We start from the raw sequence: 20,571 nt of genomic DNA, 5'->3' as shown, positions 1-20,571 counted from the left end.
TTCAGGCATTGGCGTGCCAAACAGGGAGGCGCGCCTGGGAGCGGGCCGAGCCGGACGACGACGCCGTCGATGTCCGGCGCACCCACCGAGACCCCTAAACTCGGGGTACGTGAGCCTGAGCATCGGCATCGTCGGCCTGCCCAACGTCGGCAAGTCCACGCTTTTCAACGCCCTGACCAAGAGCGGGAACGCCCTGGCGGCCAACTACCCGTTCGCCACGATCGAGCCCAACGTGGGCATCGTCGGCGTGCCGGACTCCCGTCTGGACACGCTGGCGGAGATCTTCGGCTCCGCGCGCATCCTCCCGGCCAAGGTCGAGTTCGTCGACATCGCGGGCCTGGTCAAGGGTGCATCGGAGGGCCAGGGACGGGGCAACCAGTTCCTCGCCAACATCCGCGAGACCGACGCGATCTGCCAGGTCATCCGGGTCTTCTCCGACCCCGACGTCACCCACGTGGACGGCGAGGTGGCGCCGGAGCGCGACATCGAGACGATCAACACCGAGCTGATCCTCGCCGACCTGCAGACGATCGAGAAGGCGGTGCCCCGTCTGCAGAAGGAGGCGCGCACCAACAAGGACCGCAAGGTCCTCCTGGAGGCCGCCGAGGCCGCGGCGAAGCTGCTCGACACCGGCACGACCCTGTACGCCGGGGGCAAGGCGGCCGGGATAGACCTCGCCGACCTGCGCGAGCTCCACCTCCTCACGGCCAAGCCGTTCCTGTACGTCTTCAACCTCGACGCCGACGAGCTGACCGACGCCGACCTGCGGGCCAAGCTCTCGGCGCTCGTGGCGCCGGCGGAGGCCGTGTTCCTCGACGCGAAGATCGAGTCGGAGCTGGTGGAGCTGCCCGACGACGAGGCGCTTGAGCTGCTGCAGTCGGTCGGCCAGGAGGAGTCGGGCCTGTCCCAGCTCGCCCGGGTCGGGTTCGAGACGCTGGGCCTGCAGACCTACCTCACGGCCGGGCCGAAGGAGGCCCGGGCCTGGACGATCCGCAAGGGCGCGACCGCTCCCGAGGCCGCCGGGGTCATCCACACCGACTTCCAGCGTGGCTTCATCAAGGCCGAGGTCATCTCGTTCGACGACCTGGTGGAGGCGGGTTCGATGACCGCGGCCAGGGCGGCGGGCAAGGCCCGCATCGAGGGCAAGGACTACGTGATGCGCGACGGCGACGTCGTGGAGTTCCGCTTCAACGTCTGAACCGGCCCTGTCCGCCCTGCTCATGCCTCCGGGGCCTCGTTCTGGGGCACATCTGGGGCACACGACCCGCGCCGCCGTCACGGCAACGCCGCCGCCTCCCGCTGGCGCTCCCGGCGGACGGCTAAAAGCACCGCCGGACGGCTGGCGCGGACGAGTGGAGCGGGCCGCCGCGCGACAGTACAGGTCGGTCACAGGGCGGTGGGCTGAGCTGGAACAGCCGCCACGTGCCGCGCCGAGCATGGTGGCGCCTCCGGCGGGAGGCGCTCCGGCTCCGGAATGGCTTCGAACAGACGTGCGGGTGGTGGGGTGGCTGGGGTAGGTGTCCATCTCGCCCGCCATCGACCCCAGGCAAGCCCAGCAGCCCGCCTCCTCCGCCGCAAGCCCGGCTGTGACCGTTGGCGTCCAATCACCGTGGAAGGTGCCCAGGCGGAGGGACACGTCAAGCCGGGCTTGCGCCTCTGGCACCGGCCCGCTGCCGCTCCGCGGTGGGGTCGACGGCAGACGGGATGGCCAGCACGCGCGTCCGCGATTGTCCCCGAAGGCTCTGATTGGGGAAGTGGTCAGGGCGTCAGGCCGGGCCGCCATAGTTGGAGGCGGTAGAGCTGGACTTGGTAAACGTCGCGCGGGAAGTCCGGCTCCTCGGTATTGGTCATGACTTTGGTCAGCACGCGAACCGACCAGGAAAGGCCAGTCTCCCCGAGGTCGAACGGCTCGAATTCTTTCGGCTCATGTTCAGAGACGTACTCCGAGAGGGCGATCGTCCCCGAATCGATCCGCAGTTCGCCAGTCCATAGCTCCGCCCAGGACTCCAGCGGCTCCGGGGGGCCGTCCCACAGCTCATACCGGACGAAGTGGTCGTTCTCTTCAACCATCCGACTGGTCTGAAAAGGGAGTTGGCTGGTCAGAACAAGGCCGCTCCGGCCCGCGTGGATGCCGGGACCGACTAGGGGAGCCCCACCCCCGGGACCGGGGTCACCGGTGATTTTCCCGTCCGTCACCTCGGTGATGACGAAAGGATCGCCAGGGGTGAGGCTGATCATCTCCACCATACTGGCGAGCAGATTCACCATGGTCAATTCTCTCCAAGGCGACGCACAACGTCGGCCGCGTTCCGCGTGTCCCGCGCGGCATGATCGTAACCTATCCTCAAGCTGATAACGCGGATCGAGAACGATACTGCTGGCCGGAACCTAGACGAGCCACCCCGCCCCGGAGCGCTATGTCCCCTGATCAGATGCGTGTTCCGGTTGCTTCACACGGACGCAGTAAACAGGAAGTCGGGACGGCCTAAGCGCGGCACTGCCCAGGGGACGGCGCTGCCCAGGGGACCATCTGGGGACCACACAACATGCGTACGGGCGAACGCGTCGTCCATCTTCATCTGAAGGCCGCCGAGCTATAAAAACGCGGACTCCAACGTCCTGGGGGTCAAGAGGGAGCACAAGGACGAACTTACGCACCGCCATTGGCGGGCCCGGCGCTCGTCCTCGCGATCCATGAGGGCACAACGAGGGCACATGACACCATGATCAGCTGAGAAATGCCGAGAACCGCCGAGACAACCAGGGCCAGGTCATCACGGCGGTTCGGATGTTTCGCCAGGTCACGATCAAGGGTGGATCAGATCTCGATGTACTAGGCCCGCAAGCCGTCTACCTGCATGTTCCGCGCTAGCAGCGTCGGAAAAGAACAGCCGGTGATCGGGCTGCTAGCGTTCGGCGCCATGTGGACCGAGGAGATCGTGGCCGGGCGACCGGCATGGCGGCATGCCCCGTCGGGCGTGGTGTTCCGAGAGGTTCCGGGCGGCACGTTCCGGATGGGCTTGTCCGACGCGGAGCTGGACGCGGTACGCGCCATCGAGCGCAGCGGCGGGGTCGAGGACACCATCGAGCCGTTCCTCGCGGGCGCCGGGGACGCACAGCCGGTACGCGAGGTGCGGGTCGAGCCGTTCCTGATCGCGCGGCACCCGCTGACGGTCGCGCAGGTCCGGCACTGGCTGCCCGAATACGAGGACCCGTACGCCGAGGCGGGCACCGGCACGGCCCGGCTCGAAGGCGACCTGGACGACCTGCTCAAGCTGTTGCCGTTCCAGCTGCCCAGCGAGGCGCAGTGGGAATACGCGGCGCGGGCCGGCACTACCACGCTGACCTTCCGCGGTGACGGGAAACCCGGCGAGGACCAACTGCTCGACGACTTCGGCGACGAGACGCGGGTGGCCGCGGCGGAGAACTCGTTCGGGCTGGCGGCAATGGGGTCGGCGAACGAGCTCTGTGCCGACGTGTGGATCCCCGGATTCGCGGGCGCGCCGGCAGACGCACAGCCACGGACCGGCGACGGGCCTCGGACCGTACGTGGCGGAGCCGCCGACGTATACCCGTGGCAGGGCTGCGACGAGTGGCTGCTGTTGCTCTCCGCCACCCGATACGAGCACGCGGAGTTCACGGCGGTTCGCCCGGTCGCACCACTGCCACTCCGCTGAAAGCCATCTCAGCGGATCCAGGGTGCCGGTAGTTTCCGGCCCAGAACAACGCTAAGCACTTTGATCTAAGGCAGCAGGCCCGTCTACGGCCGGCGGAACGTTGTAGCGCGCGCCACGCGGGACGCTCGTGTCCCTCCCACTGGGGCACGTAAGGGGCACAAGCCACCGTGAAACGTCGGCAACCAACGACCACCGACGTGAGACCAGAAGACCGCCCGACCAGCGCAGCAAGCATCCTGACCCAGGTCGACAGGATGGCGGTCAGAGTTCCGCTTCAACATCCGCTCGCTCGCCACTGAGAGGGGCCCGCGCGGCGGTCAGCCGATTCGCTGTTCGCTGATACGACCCGAGCGCTATCATGGCTGATATCAGTTGAGGAGGTGGCTCTGATGTCAGCCATCGTCATCCGCGGGCTCGATGAGTCCGTGAAGAAGCAGCTCGCCGCTCAGGCGAAGGAGCACGGCCGCTCCATGGAAGCCGAGGTCCGCGACATCCTCACGAAGGCCGCGCGTCGGCCCCACATCGGCCTGGCGCTCATGCGGGCGGCGCAGGAGGTCGGCGGGATCGACGATCTCGTCGTCCCTGAGCGCGGCGACGTCGCACGAGCCGTGGACTTCGAATGATCGTCCTCGACACGAACGTCATCTCGGAGATCTTCCGACCGAAGCCCGATGCCCGCGTCGTGGCATGGTTGGAGTCTCTCGCCGGTGATGTGGCCATCACCTCCATCACGCTCGCCGAGCTTCTGGCCGGCGTGCGCCGTCTCCCGGATGGTCGCCGCAGGTCGGCGCTGAGCGCGGTGATCGAGAGCGCGTTGCAGCCCTACCGGGAGACCAAGGCTGTGCTGGCCTTCGACGACGAGGCGGCAGACCACTACGCCAAGGTGCTAGTCGCGCGTGAGCAGGCAGGGCTGCCGATCAGCACGGCCGATGCCCAGATCGCCGCGATCTGCCGGTCTCACAAGGCCGCGTGCGCGACCCGGAACACCAAGGACTTCGTGCAGACCGGAGTCGAACTGCTCGACCCCTGGGCAGACTGAGTTGGCTTCCTCGCTGCGCCCGACCATCGCACGCTCGCTCCGCTTCAACGTTTGAACCGGTGCTGTCCGCCACCCCCTCATGCCTTCGGCCCGAGGGGGTGGCGGCAGGCGGGACGGACGAGCGCGGCCGGCTGTCAGGCGAGGTCGCGGTAGTAGTAGAACATCGGCTCGGTCGCCCCGGGCTCGCTGTTGGCGAAGCCGTGCGCCTCGTAGAAGCGGCGGGTGTCGGTGTCCTCGCCGTCGACGTTTATTTCGAGCGTCTCCGCGCCGCGTTCCCGCACCAGACGGCACGCCTCTTCCAGCAGGGCGTGCCCGAACCGCTGCCCGCGCAGGTCGGGCCGCACATACAGCTCGTCCAGGATCGCGGCCGGACCCTCCTGCCACACGTTGGGCCGGAAGGACAGAACCGCGACGCCGACGGCCGGTTCGCCGGTGAGAAGGGCGACGAGATGGTCCCCGGCGATCAGCCGGCGGAGGCGTGCCGTGAGCACGTCCGTTCCCGGTGACGGCGCGTCGAACTCGCGGTTGAAGGCGTCCAGCAACTCGGCGACGACAGCGGCGTCGGACGTCGTCGCCTGCCGTACCAGGTGCTCTTGCTGAGGTATGGCCACCTCTGGAACCTTCCTGCCCTGTCCGGCGGACCGCAAGATATTTTCGAACATCCGGGGAAGAGGCGCGTGACCATTCCCACCCCGGCCGCGTCTGGTCTGTTGTGACAGACACGAAGACGCGGGGGGCATCATCATCGAGGAGCTGTACCGCGAGCACTGGGCGCTCGTGTGCGGGTTCCTGTTGCGCCGCACCCGCGACCCCCACCTCGCCGAGGACCTGGCTCAGGAGACGTTCGTCAAGGCGACCAGGGCGCTGCTCGGCTGGCGCGGTGAGAACCTCCCGACTTCGATCCCAAGGCGACCCGCCGGGCCGTACGGCGGGGTGTCGCCCGCACCGCGATCACGGTGCTGGCGGCACTGCTGGTCCTCGTCCTGGCGGCGACGGTGGGCTCCGGCCTGATCCAGCGGCGCGGCGACCGGGAACAGCGCATGACCGACGTGCTGGGCACCGCCTTCAAGATCTACAACCCCGCCTACGACATCGATATCCGAAGCTGGGGTGCCACCACACCGCTGTCGATGTCGTTCACCGTGGCCGCCCGGCCCATGCGGGCCTTCGGGGGCTTCACTGAAGGGTACGGCGGCGTCGAGCATGTCGTCACCCAGGACTTCTTCGGCCACGTGGGCAGGCTGCCGCTCGGCAACTTCGCCGGCACCTCGCTGAGCAGGGCGTTGATGAACGTGGGGACGACCCTCCAGCGCAAGGAGGACAGCCGCAAGATGCTGGCCCGGATCCCGGAGGGGCTCAGCGCGCTGGCGGTGGTCGAGTTCGCGAGGCCGCTCACCGCCGACGAGCTGGTCGCCTTCACCGCCAGACACAAGTCGCATGCCGAGAAGGTGGTTCTCGAGCGGCGTCCCGGATCCATGCCCATCACCTGGGGAGGCACGACGACGTGGGACAGGGCGCCGATGCCGGGAGAGCCCGGGGAGGAGCATGCGATCGAGCCCGTTGACGGGAACAAGCTGGACCTCAGGAACTTCCGCCGCTGGGTCGGCATCCTCGAGGACTACGACGACGACAACCTGCACGACTTCGATCTGAGCCTGGCCCGGCTGCGCAAGGCCGCGAACGACAGCCTGGCCTACGCCTACGTGGACTCGTGGGCGAGGATCGGGCAACTACGGGAGATCATCGAGGATCCGCTGGTCCGCACGGTCCGCGTGGCGGACGTCACCTACAACCTCGAAGGACCCTGAGACGGCCCGGTCACGCAAAGCGGCGGTCATGGCGGTGAGGGCTCGTCATCGGGGGCGGCTGACGGGCTCGCCGTGCTCGCGGCGCCCGCATCTCGCGACGATCGCGGAAGGACAAGCCCAGACTGCTCGGCCGTACAAGCAGCCGCAAATCGCCCTACCGGCATCACCTGCCGCATCCCTCACTCCGGTCAGATCCTCCATGGCCAGCGGAAACGCTTGAGCCAAGTGCCCTAGACGCATTCGGGAGGCTCGTTGAAGCATCGAGATGAGGCCGTTCGGCGTGAAGTCGCCACATCGAATTCTCCCTTTTCGCGACAAATCTTCTCGTCTGCCGTAATCCGGCATGCGGAAGGGGAGACGGCCGAATTCGGGCACCGGGAAAAGCCCAGGTGGCCCGATCTGCCGAGGCCCGATCGGGCCCGAGGAGGCAACCATGCATCGGAAATCCAGACAGCCGGCTCTCGCGGCGATTGTCGCCTCGACGTTCGCGGCCGGCGCGGTCGCGCTGCTCGGCGGCACCGCCTCCGCGGCCACCGGCGTCCCGGGCTCGGCCTGGGCGTCGCAGGCGGGCGAGCCCGGCGGTTCGGTGCGGGCGACGTCGTACACCACCACCATCAGCGAGCCGCTGCTGGTGACCGAGTCCGTACCCGGGGCCAGGATGCTGTCGGCTCCGCTGATCACCGCACCGGTGATCATGGAGAGCCTGCCGGTCCAGGCGCCGCAGCTCACCGTCTCCATGCCGCGGATGTCCGTCGCGGAGCTGCCGCAGACCGTCTCGGTCACGGTAGGCCAGGAGTTCCCGGCGCAGTGGTCCGCCCGGCACCACAGCGGTTCGAGCCTGCGCAGTGAGGCGTTCCCGGCCAGGGGCATGTCGATGGAGCAGACGGCGGAGGAGGCCAGGCAGAGCATCAGGGACGAGGCGAGCAGCGCCAAGCAGCAGATCATGCAGCAGGCGACGAACGCGCAGCAACGCATCGAGCAGATGTCCCAGCGCGCCCAGCAGCAGGTGTCGGAGGCGCAGTCCCAGTCCCCGTCGCTGTCCCAGTCGCAGTCGTCGGCGGGCCAGTCGCAGAGCTCCTCGCTGCCCGAGAGCGCCTTGGGAAACGCGCCGGAGAGCGGTCCGCCGGCGGCCATCCCGCCGACCTTGGGCGAGTCGTCCTCCTCGTACTCCTCGGAGGCGTGTCAGTAAGGGCGCGGGCACCGGCCCGCCGACGGCCCCGCTTCGGGCGGGGCCGTTCGCCGTCCGGGGCGAGGCGCGCGGTCGGTTTCGTTATGCCTGCGAGCTGCGAAGACAGCAATAGGTGGCGGTTAGGTAATCGCTGCCCCCGCTGGCCAGGCGTAACGTGCTTTTCCGCAGAGTGGATAGGTGTGGGGCGTCTCAACGGGATGTGGACCTGGTTTGCTCGGTCGCGGCGATGCTTGCACCATGGGCGTGGCTTACCTGGAAGAATTGGCGAGACCGCTAGGGTGAATACTTCAATGCGGTTAACCGGATCGAGAGCAAGAGGAAACCGCGCCAGCCGGAGGGATCGGCGCGAGCGGAGGCGTGATGGCTCGCAGGTCAGACGTCCAGCAGGATCCGCGGATCGCTGGCGACCCTGACCCATACCCACTGGAAGGCTTCGAGCCGGCCGGCGCCGCGAACGGCACGGCCCTCCGCCGCAGAGGCTGGAGCGGCGGTGGAGGCCGCTGGCTCGTGTGGACCGGGCGGGTCATCCTCTGGGCGCTGATCGTCGTCATCGTGGTCAACGGCATACGTGCCCCGTTGGAACGGCTGGCGGGGGACGACCCGGCCACCGTGACTCCCACCGGCACGGCCACGTCCGGATTCCCGGTGACGCAGGCGACGGCGTTCGCCAACCAGTTCGCGGCGGTCTACCTCAACTACGACGCGGCCAATCCCCAGCAGCGCGCGGAACGGCTCAAGTCGTTCCTGCCGGAGGGCGCCGACGATCAGTTCGGCTGGAACGGCTACGGGCGCATGTCGGCCGGAGCATTCCAGTTCGCCGGGATCGACGTGGTCGACGACCACAACGCCCGGGTGACCGTGACGTACCAGTCCGGAGCCAGCCGCGGCCTGCTGTCCGTGCCGATCTACTACGACAACGGCAGGTTCGTGGTCTCGGCCCAGCCGGCTCTGCTGCCCGAACCTGGTCCGGCGGGCCTGCCGCAGCTGCCGGACCCCGACCGCGACTCCGCCACCGAGGCCGAACTGCGTCCCCAGCTCGAAGGCTTCTTCAAGGCGTACGCCGCGGGCAACCAGAACGATCTGCAGCGTTACGTCGCGAGTGGGGCGACCGTCAACGGGTTCGACGGCGAGTTCACCCTCGCCGAGCTGAAGGACGTCGTGGTCCCGCCGGGCGGCGCCGACAGCAGGAAGGTCACGGCGGTGGTCGTGTGGGCGGTGGCGTCCGGAGAGTCGGCGGCGGTGGCCAGCCCGTCGCAGGACCCGGAGGCGCAGCCCGCCGGTCTCGAGCAGGCATACCAGTTGACGATCGAAAAGCAGGGCGGCAAGTGGTTCGTCAGGGACATCCAGGGTGCGAGCCGATCCGTGGGGTAGCGCATGCCCGGCAAAGACATCGCTGATCCATACCCCCGGGAGGGCGAGAGTTGATACTGAAGACCATCGCGGACCACGTCCTTGATCTGGCCGCGCCGTCACCGGCGCCGACGACGGGCATCAACACCGAAGGTCTCGCCGAATTCCTCCGGAGGTTCTTCGCTCCGCTCTTCCTCGCGGTCGTCTCGGTCGTGGCCCTCTTCTTCCTCTTCACCCGCGAGATCACCAGGTTCGTCCAGTTCATCATCCTGGCGATCGCGATCGGCGTGATCTTCTACGTTCCCAACATCATCGAGGTGACGGCGAAGGCGATCGCGGGCGCGCTTGGCATCAAGTGATCGGGCGGAGAGGAGGTTCGGGGTGGATCTGCCCACATATACCAATATCTGGCGTATTGAGAAGCGGCTGTACAAGCTGTACGACCTACGGCTGCCGATGCCGCTTCCGGTCGTCTGGATCGGTGTGTTCGTGGGTGTCTCCGTGCCGTGGTGGGTCTTCCTCTACCTGGTCGGGCTGCCGTTCGAGGCTCCCTGGCACGTCATCTACCTGGTCCCTCCCGGCGTGCTCACCTGGCTGTCCACCCGTCCCGTCATCGAGGGCAAGCGCCTCACCGAGCTGCTCCAGTCGCAGCTCCGCTACGTGAGCGAGCCCCGGATCTGGTGCCGCATGGCCCCGTTCGACGAGCCGGACGAGGTCGCCCTGACAGCGCGTGTCTGGCGGACCTCGCCGCCGGCCGTGGCGGTGCGCGGCAAGGCGGCACGCAAGGCGCGCCGCGCGGTCTCGGTCAAGGTGCCCGTTCCGAAGACCCCCCGGACGGGCGTACGGGCGGCCCCGGGAGTCGCGGCGCGAGCGGCCGCGCACGAGGTGGACCCGTCGCGCGTCGTGCGCCCGGCCGTGGCGGCCGCCGCGGCCGCCGCCGTGCCGGTCACCGGCACCCCCGCCCCTTCCCGCAGCGGTACGGCCGCCAGGACCGGCGCCGCCGGTGAGCGCGTCTTCTACCTTCCGGAACCGTCCGCGCCCCCCGCGAGCCCGGCGGAGCCGCGAGCCGGCCATGACGCCGTACGCGAGGAGCGACCGGGAGGTCATGTCACCGGCCCGGATCACGGACACGACCCGGATGAGAGTCATGGGCATGCGGGACACGGCCATGCGGGACACGGCCATGCGGGACACGACGTCCAGGAGGGCCATGAGCCGAGCTCTGCCGAGCCGGAATCTCACGCGGCTCCCGCCGAGGCGTCGGACGCGCCCGCCGTTCCCCCTATCGGCACCGAGACGCTGCGCCGTCTGCGCAGGCTCGCCGCTTCGGCCGAACCCCGCGCCGTGTCGCCGTCCGCTGTGACGTCCTTCACGACACCGGGTGAGCCCGCCCAGGATTCCTCCGCGCGAAGTGAGCCGAGCGGGCCCGAGCCGGCCACGGGCGAGTCCGCAAACGAGGAACCGGCCCACGACGAGCAGGCGGTGACGGAGGAGGCTCCGGCGTCCGCGCCGTCCGTGGAGCCCGCCGACGATGCGGCCGATCCCGCGGACGGCGACCAGGCCGCCTCGCACGACACGGCGCAAGAGGACCCGGCGCAAGAGGACCCGGCGCAAGAGGACCCGGCGCGGGAAGACACGGCGCAAGAGGACACGGCGGGGGAAGACACGGCGGGGGAAGACACGGCGCAGCGGGACGCCGAGGCCCTTGAACAGCATCGCAAGGGCCGTCCGCCTCGGCTCGTGCGGCCCCGGGTGCCGGGTGGCGCCTGGAGCGGGACTTCCCGGATTTCCTCTCCGGAGCCGGAACCGGAGCAGGCGCCCTCGGCGGCGGGCGAAACGACCGAGGCCGGGGGACACGCGGAGGCCGTCGATCGGCATCCTGGGGACGCCACGACGGGCCCTGCACCGGCGACCGACGCCACGACGGAGGAAACGCCGCACATGTCCACCTCCACGACCCGGCTGCACGCCGCTCAGGAGGGCGGGCCGAGAGAGGCCCTCGACGACACCGGTTCTGGGGCGCACACCGCCCGGGAGGGGACGCATGCGCCGGGCTCGCGGCCGTACGAGAGTGCCGGGGGCGAGTCCCGCGGCGGATTCCGTGGATCCGGTGCCCACAGCAGAAGTGACGCCGGCAGCGAGGAGGCCGCGCCCGCGATGCCGGCCGTCCTCCCCGAGCCGGGCGTGCCCACCGGTAAGGGAAGCGTGACGCCGCCGGCGGGCCCGGCGGGGGTGTCGATCCGGGCCGTGCCCGCGGGACCCCGCGCGGCCGGCCCCGCCGGTCCCGCCCGCCCGTCCCTGCCCGCCGCGGGCAGGACCACGCCCGGCAGGCCGGCGCACGAGGAGCCGCCGCGGCTGCGCCGTGTCGAGGCCGTCGTCGGGCGTGACACCTCGGGCGGCTGGCGGCGGCTGGCACAGGTCGTGGTGGGCGGCAGCCGTACGGACGGCATGGAGGTCGACGAGGCCCGGACCCGCATCCCGCTCACCACGAGCAGGCGGATCATGGTGCTCGGCTGCACCGGCGGCGCCGGGCAGACGACCACGGCGTTAATGCTGGGCCACACGCTGGCCCGCTACCGCGAGGACCGCGTGCTCGCGCTCGACGCGAACACCGGAGAGGACACGCTCACGACGAGGATCGCCGCCGAGTCCCCCGAGACGCTGAGCTCGCTCATCGAGGGCTCGGAAGAGGTGACCGGCTACCTCGGGATGCGGGCGTACACGACGCGCTGCGAATCGGGGCTGGAGGTCGTCGGCGCGGACACCGACGACCGGGTGACGCAGCGCCTGGCGGAACGCGCGTTCCTGGCCGACTGGCGCAGGACGCTCGCCGCGCTCGACCGGCACTACCGGCTTACCGTGATCGACCCCGCGGCCGCGCTGGCGGCCCGGCTCCTGCCGTACGCCGACCAGCTCGTGCTGGTCGCCCCGGCGAGCGAGGACGCCTCCGAGGCGGTGGCGATGACCTACGAGTGGCTCGACGGGCACGGCTGCTCCGACCTGCGGCGCCGCGCCGTCATGGTGATCAACGGCGTGAGCCGCCGCAGCCTCCCCGACGTGGAGCAGGCCGAGGCGGTCGCCAGCGGCCGCTGCCGGGCCATCGTCCGGGTGCCCTGGGAGGACGAGCTGGCTCCCGGACGGCCGGGACCGGTCGACGTCAATCACCTCCGCATGGGCGGCCGCAGGGCGTACGTTGCGCTTGCGGGTGTGATCGTGAGCGGCCTGGCGGCTGTCCAGGCCAAGCAGGAGGTGGCCAGATGAGGGGCGAGCGAGGAAGCTGGTGATAGGTCGATGAGCAGGGCGCGCAGTCGCCTCGCGGTACGGTACTTCGACGATCGCGTTCTCCTCACCGACTCGGCGGCCTGGGCCTACTTCCGGCTGCCGACGGTGAGTTACGAGTTCCTCACCCCCGAGGAGCGCGAGGCGCTGGCCACGAACATCACGATCGCGCTGGCCGCGATCAGAATGTCCGACGCCGAGGTGCACCTGCGGATCGCGCACCGGGCCTATCCGGCGGCGGAGTGGGCCATGGCGCTCAACTCGACCTCCGACGAGGGCCCGGGCTGGCGGGAGTATCTGGAGGAGATGTACCGCCACGTCTGGGCCAAGGACTTCTGGAGCAAGGAGGTCTACCTCGGCGTACGGCTCGGGCCGCGTGGCGCGCAGCTCGGCACCGGCGTGTTCGGCCAGCTCTTCGGCTTCTACCAGCGCAGCGAGAGGGCGCTCGGCATCGAGGACGACCACGTGCCGGACAAGGAGATCAACCGGTGGACCGAGGCGGCGGAACGGCTCGGCCGGGCCCTGGCCTCCAGCGCGTTGTACGCGCGCCACGCCACCTCCACCGAGATCGCCTGGCTGTTCCAGCACGCGGCGGCGGGCGGCCTCGGCGAGCCGCTGCCGTCGGCCACGCCGCGCCGTAGGTGGGGCAAGGGCGAGATCGAGTCGCTGGTCGAGGGCCAGATCCACAACGGCAGGTCGCTGCTGCGGATCGAGCAGCCGGCCGGAGACTCCTACACCGCGCATCTGTCGTTCGCCCGGTTCCCCGACCTCATGCCGTTCCCCGACGGCGAGCCGTGGCTGCACTTCGCCGACCAGTTGCCGTTCCCGGTGGAGGTCTCCAGCCGGATGCGGCTGATCCCCCCGGTCAGGGCGAGCAAGGACGTCGCGCGCAAGCTGGCCCACGCCCGCGACATGGACATCCACATCCGCGAGGCGGGCGCCGAGGCGCCGCTCGCGCTGGCCGAGCAGATCGACGCCGCCCGCATGCTGGAGCACGGCATCACCAAGGAACGCCTGCCGTTCGTGTACGGCTGGCACCGGCTGAGCGTCAGCGCGCCCACCGAGGAGATGTGCGTCCAGCGGGTCGAGGCCGTCGTGGAGCACTACCGCGACCTCGGCATCGACGTCGTCAACTCCACCGGCGACCAGTTCTCGCTGTTCTGCGAGGCCCTGCCGGGGGAGCGCCTGCGGGTCAACGCGTACGCCCAGCGGCAGCCGCTGCGCACGATCGCGGGCGGCATGGCCACCGCGACCGTCGAGATCGGCGACCGGGTGGACGAGTCGAACGCCGGATGGACCGGGCCGTACATCGGGGAGACGCTGGGCCGGGCGCGCAGCATCGTCCACTTCGACCCGCTCGTCGCGGCGGCGCGCAACCGCCCGACCGCCATCGCGATCACCGGCGAACCGGGTGGCGGCAAGACGACGCTCGCGTTGCTGCTGATCTACCAGATGGCGCTGCGCGGCGTCACGATCGCCGTCATCGACCCCAAGGGCGACGCCGAGTCGCTCGTACGGCTGCTGCGCGACCGGGGCCGCAAGGCCAGGGTGATCCCGCTGGGGTCGGCGGCGCCGGGCCTGCTCGACCCGTTCTCGTTCGGCGACGACATCGCGACCAAGAAGACGATGGCGACCGAGACCCTGCGGCTGCTGCTGCCGAGGATGTCGGAGGAGCGCGAGTCCGCGATGATCCAGGCGGTCGCCGCGGTCTCCAACGAGCCCGATCCGTCGCTCGGCAAGGTGGTCGACCACCTGGAGCAGTCCACCGACCCGGCGTCCAAGAACCTCGGCGCCGTGCTGCGGTCGATGTCGGAGATGCATCTGGCACGGCTGTGCTTCGACGCGTCGGGGGGCGAGCAGATCGACACCGAGGGCTGGACGACCGTGTTCACGCTCGGCGGCCTCACGCTGCCGGACGTGATGACGGCCAGGGACGACTACTCCTACGAGCAGCGGCTGTCGGTCGCGCTGCTCTACCTGGTGTCGCAGTTCGCGCGGCGGCTGATGAACGGGCTCGACCGGCGCACACCGAAGGCGATCTTCCTCGACGAGGCGTGGGCGATCACGTCCACCCCGGAGGGCGCCAAGCTCGTGCCGGAGGTCTCCAGGATGGGCCGTTCGCGCAACACCGCGCTCGTCCTCGTCTCGCAGAACGCCGGTGACCTGCTCAACGAGCAGGTGACCAACTGTCTGTCGTCGGTCTTCGCGTTCCGTTCCACGGAGCGTGTGGAGGTCGAGCACGTGATGGAGCTCCTCGGGGTGGACCCGTCGGAGGAGCACAAGGGGGTGCTGCGCTCCCTCGGCAACGGGGAGTGCGTCTTCCGAGATCTGGACGGCCGTGCGGGCCGTATCGGGGTGGACCTGATCTCGGAGGAACTCCTGCGCTGGCTTGACACCAATCCGACACACGACAAACCCGGCGAGAACGTGCATGATCTTCTTGACGGGGGCTCCGGTCGGTCGGGGGTCGCGCAGGAGGTGCGATCGTGAGCGTGCGCAGGAACGGTCCCAGAGGTCGCACCAGAGAGGGAGGCAGACGCGGCAGACGGATTCGGCGGAGCCTTGCTCTGTTGTTCGTCGCGTTCGCGGCGTTCGTGACGCTGCCGCTGGTCTTCCCCAGCGGCACGGCGAGCGCGGTCGGGCCCTGTGACCTGTCACCCGCCCTGGCTCCGGAGATCGTGGGCGGCGGCGTCGACGGGCTGGTGCAGCCGCCGTCGACAGAAGAGACGACGGCCGGCGCCGGCCAGCCCACCCAGGCGCCGAAGGAGCCGCAGACCAACTACGAGCGGTACGGCATGGCCGGCCAGTTCTGGCACACCTATGACCTGGGGTGCTCCGACGTCACGGCCGTGCTCGGCAACGCCTGGGCCAACACGATCTTCTCGTGGGCCAAGGCGGTCGACCGGCTGACGATCAGCACCTACCAGGCGGCGGCGACCGAGGGACCGCTGCAGCCCATCAAGGAAGTCGCCGACGAGATCGTCACCAATCTCGCCAACGCGATGTACTGGCCCTACCTGCGGCCGATCGTCATCCTCGGCGCGATCTGGCTGGCGTGGTACGGCCTGATCCGCAAACGCGCCACGACGACCACTGAGGGCGTCATCTGGATGGTCCTCGCCGTCACGGTCGCGATCTGGTTCTTCAGCCGTCCCGGCGATTTCACCAGCCTCGGCAAGACCGTGACCGACAAGACCGGCGAGATCGTCAACTCGGCGTTCTCCGGCCTGCCGGGAGCGGGCGGCGCGTCCTGCCTGCCCATGAAGGAGACCGAGCCGGGGCAGACGCCGAGCGAGCCCACGCCCGGGGGCTACGGCCGCCAGGGCACGCCCGGGGTGGCCCAGAACGCCGACGCGCTGTGGTCGGTGCTGGTGTGCAAGCCCTGGCTGATGGGCGAGTTCGGCACGGCCGACCCCGACGCCGGCGTGGTGAAGGGCCTGGGCGCGAAAACCCTGAACCTTCAGGCGCTCGACGCCCAGGAGCAGGCGGCCGGCCAGATCCCCAGCACCGACGAGCACCAGAAGCGGTTCGAGGAGGAGGTCGCCAAGCCCCTGCAGGGCACCCCGATGTACTTCCTCTTCCAGGGCAAGGACTGGACCAGCCGCCTCGGCATCGCGATCGGCGCGTTCATCGCGGCGATGGTCGCCGGTCTGCTCATCTTCCTCGTCGCGGTGTCGCTGCTCGTTTTGAAGGTCGGCTTCCTGCTGCTGCTTATGCTCGGGCCGATCTTCCTGCTGATCGGCGTGCATCCGGGCTCGGGCCGCATCATCGCGATGCGCTGGGTGGAGATGCTGGTCGGCACCCTGCTCCGCCAGGCGGTGCTGGCCCTGGTGCTCGGCGTCCTCGTGTACGGCTACGCCCTGATCATCTCGACCAACCTGCCCTGGGGCATGCAGATCCTGTTCATGGCGCTGATGACGATCGCGGTCTTCTTCTACAGGCGGCCGTTCCAGCACCTGTTCGCCTCGATGGACGGGCACACGCTCACCACCCGGATGCTCGGCGAGGCCACCACCGCGCCGACCCTGTCGCGGGCGGCCAACGCGCTGCCGCCGGTCGCCGCCGCCCGGGCGGGCCGATGGGGCCTGCGCAAGGCCGAGCCGGTCATCGGCGCGGCCGTGATGGCGACCGGCGCGGGCACGGCGGCGGCCGCCGCGGCGGGCGTGGCGCAGGGCCGCGTGCGCGGCGAGGAGGGCGCGGGCAATGTCGCCGCCCAGGCCGGAGCGCGTGCGGGGGCGCAACCCGCACCGCTCGACGCCGACGCGCAGGGAGCAGGTCGCCGCAAGGCCGGGGTCACCGCCTCGCGTCCGGGAACGGCCCCGCCGCTCAACCTGTCGGGGGTGCGGCCCGGCGGGTCCGTACGGGCGTCCGGGCCGTCCGGCCCGGCCTCGCCCTCCGCACCCCAGGCCGCGCCGTCGCAGCGGGTCACCGGCGCCTCCGCCGCGCCGGCCCCGTCCGCCGCGCCGTCCCGAGGCGGGTCCGGCGGTGGGTCCGGCACCGGGTCCGGCACCGGGTCCGGCGGCGGCTGGTTCAGCGGCAGGTCGGGCGGCTGGGCCTCCCGGCCGTCCTCGACGCGATCGTCCGGCGGCGGCTCGGGCGGGTTCTTCGGCGGCTCACGCGGTTCGTCGAGCGGTTCGAGCAGGTCGGGCGGCTCGGGCGGATTCTTCGGCGGCTCCTCCGGCAGGTCCTCGAGCAAGTCCGGTGGTTCGTCCGGTGGTTCGTCGTCTGGAGGCCTGTTCGGCGGGTCGTCCCGGCGGGGCGACGGCGGCCGTTCCCGGCCCGCCCCGCCGCGTGACTCCGGTTCGTCGGCCGGCTCGTCCTCCAGCCGTTCCCGTGCCGCCGAGCCGCCTCCGCTCTGGCTGCCGACCAGGGGAGCGGGGACACGCCGCGACAGCGACGCACCGACCCCGTTCTGGGCCACGCCCGCCGACCACGACTCAGACTGATGAGAAACCGAAACAGCGACCGGGGGAAGGGCCTCGCCTTCGCGGCGGCCGTCGTGGTGCTCGCGGCCGTCGGCGTCTACCTCACGATGAGCCCGCCGTCGGGTTCCTCCTCCGAGGGCGGCGAGCAGACGAGGGAGCAGTCCGTCGTGGTCACCCCGCGGGTGACGACCGCGGTCAGGGAGCCCAGCCCGGTGGCCACGACTCCCGGCGCCTTCGACGTGTATGCGTACCTGCCGCTGTCGAGACAGGAGATCGGCGCGGCGGCCGACCTCGCCCGCCGCTTCACCGAGGCGTACGGCGGTTTCTCGCCCGGTGAGGAGCCGGCGGCGCGCGCCGAACGGCTGACGCGGTTCGCGACCGAGGAGTTCGCCGGCCAGCTCACCAGGACCGTCACCGACCCCGCCGTGGTGGAACAGAACAAGGCCGACCAGGTGACCTCGAAGGCGTCGGCGAAAGTGGCGACGATCCGCGACATGACGGCGAACCAGGTGGTGTTCGTCGTCGACTCGGTCCGTCACGTGACGGACAAGAACGGCCAGAAGGACGTGCCCGAGCGGTTCGCCGTGACCGTGGTCAAGGCGGGGACCGACTGGCGGGTGTACGACCTGCAACTGGCCGACGCGGGTCAGGACGGGGACACCTCGTCATGACCGTCTCGGCACGCGTCCTACGGGGGCTCACCTCGGCGGGGCGGGACTGGCGGACGATCGCCGTGGCCCTCGTCGTGATCGTCCCGGCCACGCTGCTCGGCTCGATCATCCTGATGACCCCCAGCCCGTCGATCCTCCTCGGCGGCGGTGCGGCCGAGAACTGCGCGGAGGCGGCCACCGGGGACGCCGCCGACGTCTCCCAGACGGCGCAGGGCGACATCCCGGCCGACTACCTGGAGCTCTACAAGAAGTTCGGCAAGCAGATCGGCGTGCAGTGGAACGTCCTGGCCGCCATCGGCAAGCGGGAGACGAACCACGGCCGCTCGACGTTGCCGGGAGTGGGCAGCGGCACCAACTACGCGGGGGCCGCCGGCCCGATGCAGTTCCTCATCAGCACCTGGGGCGGCCAGGCCAAGATGAAGATCGAGCCGGGCATCAACGGCTACGCCTCCGACGGCGACGGCGACGGCTACGGCGACGTCTACAACCCGGCGGACGCCATCCTCGGCGCCGCCAAGATGCTCAGGCGCAACGGCGCCCCCGACGACCTCAGAAGAGCGATCTTCGTCTACAACCGGGCCACCTGGTACGTCGACCAGGTGCTGGAGATCGCCAAGCGCTACGCGGCGACCGGGGACATCGGCGTGCCGCCGGAGGCCGACCCGGCCTGCGACTCCGGCTACGTCGACAGCGCCCCCGACGACGTCGTACGAGAGATCCTCGAGTACGCTCTGGCGCAGCGGGGCAAGCCGTACCGGTGGGGCGGCACGGGCCCGGACGCCTTCGACTGCTCGGGGATCATCTACATGGCCTACCGCAACGCGGGTCTGACCATTCCCCGCACGACCTTCGGCCAGTGGCCCTTCGGTGCCAAAATCGAGGAGGGCGAGGAGCAGCCCGGCGACCTCGTCTTCTTCAACGCCGGGCCGGGCACGTCCAAGGACAGTCCAGGCCATGTGGGGATGATCGTGTCGCCCGGCAAGATGATCGAGGCGCGGTGCACGCTCTGCGGGCCCATCAAGGTCACGACGTACCGCGACCGGCCGAACATCGTGGGCTTCACCCGCCCGCTGGAGAACGAGACCGTCATCGCGCAGCTCAAGCGGGCCCAGACATGACGCGTCTCGTCGTCGGCGCCGCGATCGTCGGGGACGGCCGCCTCCTGGCCGCCCAGAGGTCCGGCCCTCCCGAGCTGCGCGGCGGCTGGGAGTTCCCCGGCGGGAAGGTCGACCCGGGGGAGGACGAGCGCGCGGCGCTGGTGCGCGAGTGCGCCGAGGAGCTCGGCGTCGAGGTCGTCCTAGGGACCCGCGTCGGCGGGGACTGGCCGCTGGCCAACGGTTATGTGATGCACGTCTGGCTCGCCGCCGTCGTCGAGGGCGTGCCCCGCCCGCTGGAGCACCTCGCGCTGCGCTGGCTGGAGCCGCACGAGCTGTACGACGTGCCCTGGCTCGCGGCGGACCTGCCGGTCGTCGCCGCGATCGAAAAGCTGCTGTAGTCGCCGAATCGTTCGCAAGATCCGGCTTTGCTCCTGCTTTTACCGAACTACAATCGGTGTTGGTTTCGGAGCGGCCCGACAGGAGGCGATCGGTGATCGGACGCGCGTACATGAGGGCCGCGTCCACGGCTGTCGCGTCGGTGGCTCTCGCCACGGTGGCGACCCTGGCGCTGGCCCCGGTGATCGGCGTCAAGGCCGAGCCGGTGGAGCCGTGTGACCCCACTCAGGATCCCCAGTGCGCGGTCGTCACGGTCACCGTCACGCAGACGCCGCCGGCCAGCCCGGCGGAGGCGAGCCCCACCGCCGATCCTGTGGTGACCAAGACCGTCACCATCACGCCGACGCCGAAGCAGACCAAGACCGCGACGCCCAAGCCGGTCAAGACGACCACCGCTCCTCCTGCATCCACCACGGAGCAGGAAGCGCCGGCACAGAACACGCAGACGTTCCCCGCGCTGACCGACGCTCCCGCCCCGAGTCCCAGCCCGAGCCCGCAGGACGAGGGGCAAGTGGTCCTGCCCACCGCGTCGGCCGAGCCTTCGCCGGACGTGGCGCAGCAGACCCCCAGCGCGGGTGTGTCGTTCGAGCAGCCCGATCCCGAGACGGTGCCGATCGAGATCCGCAACGCGTCCCCCGAGTACGACAAGCCGACCCTGGCCCACCGGCTCGCCATCCCCGCCGGGGTTCTCGTCGGCATCGCGCTCATCGCCTGGCTGATCTTCGAGGGCCGGCTGCGGAGGATGGCGCACGCGGCCGCCGTACGGCGGGGTGGCCCGGTCGCGGCGCGGACGCCGGCTCCCGCCGAGGCGGCGGCGGCCTATCCGGCGGCCACGCCCGGCTACGCCCCGATGGTCGGCTTCGTGCCCGTCCAGCCCTACACCATGGGCTATCCGCAGCAGCAGCCCTACGGCTACCCGATGCCGTACGGCTACGCCCAGTCGCCGTACGGGTATCCGGTGGCGGACCCCGCCCAGATGCAGGCCCAGCAGCAGGCGGCACAGCAGCAGCAGACACACGGCCAGCAGTACCCGGCCCCGGCCGACCCCTGGGCCGAGGCCACCCGGCCGGGCAACCTCCCGCAGCAGCCTCCTTACGGCCCCGTGGACGAGGACCCCACGACCCGCCGCTGACTGACTGA

Annotated in this window: 18 protein-coding genes; 16 read left to right on the top strand and 2 right to left on the bottom strand. The window is 70.3% G+C overall.

Annotated features, from left to right (window positions below; genetic code table 11):
* Window positions 1-109 precede the first annotated feature (109 nt).
* The gene (ychF, locus tag ACQPZZ_RS35085; protein ID WP_363644659.1) at window positions 110-1,198 is read left to right on the top strand and encodes a redox-regulated ATPase YchF; all 1,089 of its coding nucleotides are present in this window, start codon (window positions 110-112) and stop codon (window positions 1,196-1,198) included.
* Between the two features lie 560 nt (window positions 1,199-1,758).
* Here the strand turns inward: ychF and ACQPZZ_RS35080 are convergent.
* The gene (locus ACQPZZ_RS35080; protein ID WP_363644657.1) at window positions 1,759-2,268 is read right to left on the bottom strand and encodes a hypothetical protein; all 510 of its coding nucleotides are present in this window, start codon (window positions 2,266-2,268) and stop codon (window positions 1,759-1,761) included.
* A 626-nt stretch (window positions 2,269-2,894) separates the two neighbouring features.
* Between ACQPZZ_RS35080 and ACQPZZ_RS35075 the strand changes: the two genes are divergently transcribed.
* From ACQPZZ_RS35075 to ACQPZZ_RS35065, 3 genes are all read left to right on the top strand, one after another.
* The gene (locus ACQPZZ_RS35075; RefSeq protein ID WP_432926179.1) at window positions 2,895-3,677 is read left to right on the top strand and encodes a formylglycine-generating enzyme family protein; all 783 of its coding nucleotides are present in this window, start codon (window positions 2,895-2,897) and stop codon (window positions 3,675-3,677) included.
* Window positions 3,678-4,066: 389 nt separating this feature from the next.
* Window positions 4,067-4,300, top strand: coding sequence for a FitA-like ribbon-helix-helix domain-containing protein (locus ACQPZZ_RS35070; RefSeq protein ID WP_363644653.1), 234 nt, complete (start codon window positions 4,067-4,069; stop codon window positions 4,298-4,300).
* Complete coding sequence (locus tag ACQPZZ_RS35065) at window positions 4,297-4,716, top strand: type II toxin-antitoxin system VapC family toxin (RefSeq protein ID WP_432926177.1); 420 nt, start codon at window positions 4,297-4,299, stop codon at window positions 4,714-4,716. The genes ACQPZZ_RS35070 and ACQPZZ_RS35065 overlap by 4 nt, the downstream gene beginning before the upstream one ends.
* Window positions 4,717-4,850: 134 nt before the next feature.
* Here ACQPZZ_RS35065 and ACQPZZ_RS35060 read toward each other — a convergent pair whose 3' ends face one another.
* Window positions 4,851-5,327 (bottom strand): GNAT family N-acetyltransferase, encoded by a 477-nt coding sequence (locus ACQPZZ_RS35060; RefSeq protein ID WP_432926175.1) that lies wholly within the window; start codon window positions 5,325-5,327, stop codon window positions 4,851-4,853.
* 91 nt (window positions 5,328-5,418) lie between these two features.
* On the opposite strand from ACQPZZ_RS35060, the gene ACQPZZ_RS35055 reads away from it, so the two are divergent.
* The 12 genes from ACQPZZ_RS35055 (at window position 5,419) to ACQPZZ_RS35000 (ending at window position 20,563) form a co-directional block, all read left to right on the top strand.
* Entirely contained in the window at window positions 5,419-5,727 is a 309-nt protein-coding gene (locus tag ACQPZZ_RS35055) for an RNA polymerase sigma factor (RefSeq protein WP_432934648.1), read from the top strand.
* On the top strand, window positions 5,673-6,524 hold the full coding sequence (locus ACQPZZ_RS35050) for a hypothetical protein (protein WP_432926173.1): 852 nt from the start codon (window positions 5,673-5,675) through the stop codon (window positions 6,522-6,524). The genes ACQPZZ_RS35055 and ACQPZZ_RS35050 overlap by 55 nt, the downstream gene beginning before the upstream one ends.
* A 433-nt stretch (window positions 6,525-6,957) precedes the next feature.
* Entirely contained in the window at window positions 6,958-7,713 is a 756-nt protein-coding gene (locus tag ACQPZZ_RS35045; protein ID WP_432926171.1) for a hypothetical protein, read from the top strand.
* 360 nt (window positions 7,714-8,073) lie between these two features.
* The gene (locus ACQPZZ_RS35040) at window positions 8,074-9,084 is read left to right on the top strand and encodes a conjugal transfer protein (protein WP_432926169.1); all 1,011 of its coding nucleotides are present in this window, start codon (window positions 8,074-8,076) and stop codon (window positions 9,082-9,084) included.
* Window positions 9,085-9,134: 50 nt separating this feature from the next.
* Window positions 9,135-9,422, top strand: a complete 288-nt coding sequence (locus tag ACQPZZ_RS35035) for a hypothetical protein (RefSeq protein ID WP_363644641.1) — start codon at window positions 9,135-9,137, stop codon at window positions 9,420-9,422.
* Between the two features lie 22 nt (window positions 9,423-9,444).
* The gene (locus ACQPZZ_RS35030; protein ID WP_432926167.1) at window positions 9,445-12,324 is read left to right on the top strand and encodes a TcpE family conjugal transfer membrane protein; all 2,880 of its coding nucleotides are present in this window, start codon (window positions 9,445-9,447) and stop codon (window positions 12,322-12,324) included.
* A gap of 30 nt (window positions 12,325-12,354) precedes the next feature.
* The gene (locus ACQPZZ_RS35025; RefSeq protein WP_363644638.1) at window positions 12,355-14,832 is read left to right on the top strand and encodes an ATP-binding protein; all 2,478 of its coding nucleotides are present in this window, start codon (window positions 12,355-12,357) and stop codon (window positions 14,830-14,832) included.
* Between the two features lie 80 nt (window positions 14,833-14,912).
* Window positions 14,913-17,288 carry a type IV secretion system protein gene (locus ACQPZZ_RS35020; protein WP_432926165.1) on the top strand — a complete coding sequence of 792 codons (2,376 nt, stop codon included), beginning with the start codon at window positions 14,913-14,915 and terminating at the stop codon, window positions 17,286-17,288.
* On the top strand, window positions 17,288-17,938 hold the full coding sequence (locus ACQPZZ_RS35015) for a hypothetical protein (protein WP_363644634.1): 651 nt from the start codon (window positions 17,288-17,290) through the stop codon (window positions 17,936-17,938). Before ACQPZZ_RS35020 ends, ACQPZZ_RS35015 begins: the two co-directional genes overlap by 1 nt.
* Window positions 17,935-19,056, top strand: coding sequence for an NlpC/P60 family protein (locus ACQPZZ_RS35010; protein WP_432926163.1), 1,122 nt, complete (start codon window positions 17,935-17,937; stop codon window positions 19,054-19,056). Before ACQPZZ_RS35015 ends, ACQPZZ_RS35010 begins: the two co-directional genes overlap by 4 nt.
* Entirely contained in the window at window positions 19,053-19,433 is a 381-nt protein-coding gene (locus ACQPZZ_RS35005) for a (deoxy)nucleoside triphosphate pyrophosphohydrolase (protein WP_432926162.1), read from the top strand. The genes ACQPZZ_RS35010 and ACQPZZ_RS35005 overlap by 4 nt, the downstream gene beginning before the upstream one ends.
* Window positions 19,434-19,525: 92 nt before the next feature.
* Complete coding sequence (locus ACQPZZ_RS35000; RefSeq protein WP_432926160.1) at window positions 19,526-20,563, top strand: hypothetical protein; 1,038 nt, start codon at window positions 19,526-19,528, stop codon at window positions 20,561-20,563.
* Window positions 20,564-20,571: the final 8 nt, after the last annotated feature.

The sequence above is a fragment of the Microbispora sp. CA-135349 genome, from assembly GCF_050947365.1.
GTDB lineage: Bacteria > Actinomycetota > Actinomycetes > Streptosporangiales > Streptosporangiaceae > Microbispora.
Note: the sequence above shows the minus strand (reverse complement) of the source record. Positions and strands in the feature narration are given on the sequence as shown.

Coding starts and splice junctions, on each gene's coding strand:
- ACQPZZ_RS35080 (WP_363644657.1), bottom strand. CDS start 2,268: ATGGTGAATCTGCTCGCCAGTATGGTGGAGATGATCAGCCTCACCCCT.
- ACQPZZ_RS35070 (WP_363644653.1), top strand. CDS start 4,067: ATGTCAGCCATCGTCATCCGCGGGCTCGATGAGTCCGTGAAGAAGCAG.
- ACQPZZ_RS35065 (WP_432926177.1), top strand. CDS start 4,297: ATGATCGTCCTCGACACGAACGTCATCTCGGAGATCTTCCGACCGAAG.
- ACQPZZ_RS35045 (WP_432926171.1), top strand. CDS start 6,958: ATGCATCGGAAATCCAGACAGCCGGCTCTCGCGGCGATTGTCGCCTCG.
- ACQPZZ_RS35040 (WP_432926169.1), top strand. CDS start 8,074: ATGGCTCGCAGGTCAGACGTCCAGCAGGATCCGCGGATCGCTGGCGAC.
- ACQPZZ_RS35025 (WP_363644638.1), top strand. CDS start 12,355: ATGAGCAGGGCGCGCAGTCGCCTCGCGGTACGGTACTTCGACGATCGC.
- ACQPZZ_RS35015 (WP_363644634.1), top strand. CDS start 17,288: ATGAGAAACCGAAACAGCGACCGGGGGAAGGGCCTCGCCTTCGCGGCG.
- ACQPZZ_RS35010 (WP_432926163.1), top strand. CDS start 17,935: ATGACCGTCTCGGCACGCGTCCTACGGGGGCTCACCTCGGCGGGGCGG.
- ACQPZZ_RS35005 (WP_432926162.1), top strand. CDS start 19,053: ATGACGCGTCTCGTCGTCGGCGCCGCGATCGTCGGGGACGGCCGCCTC.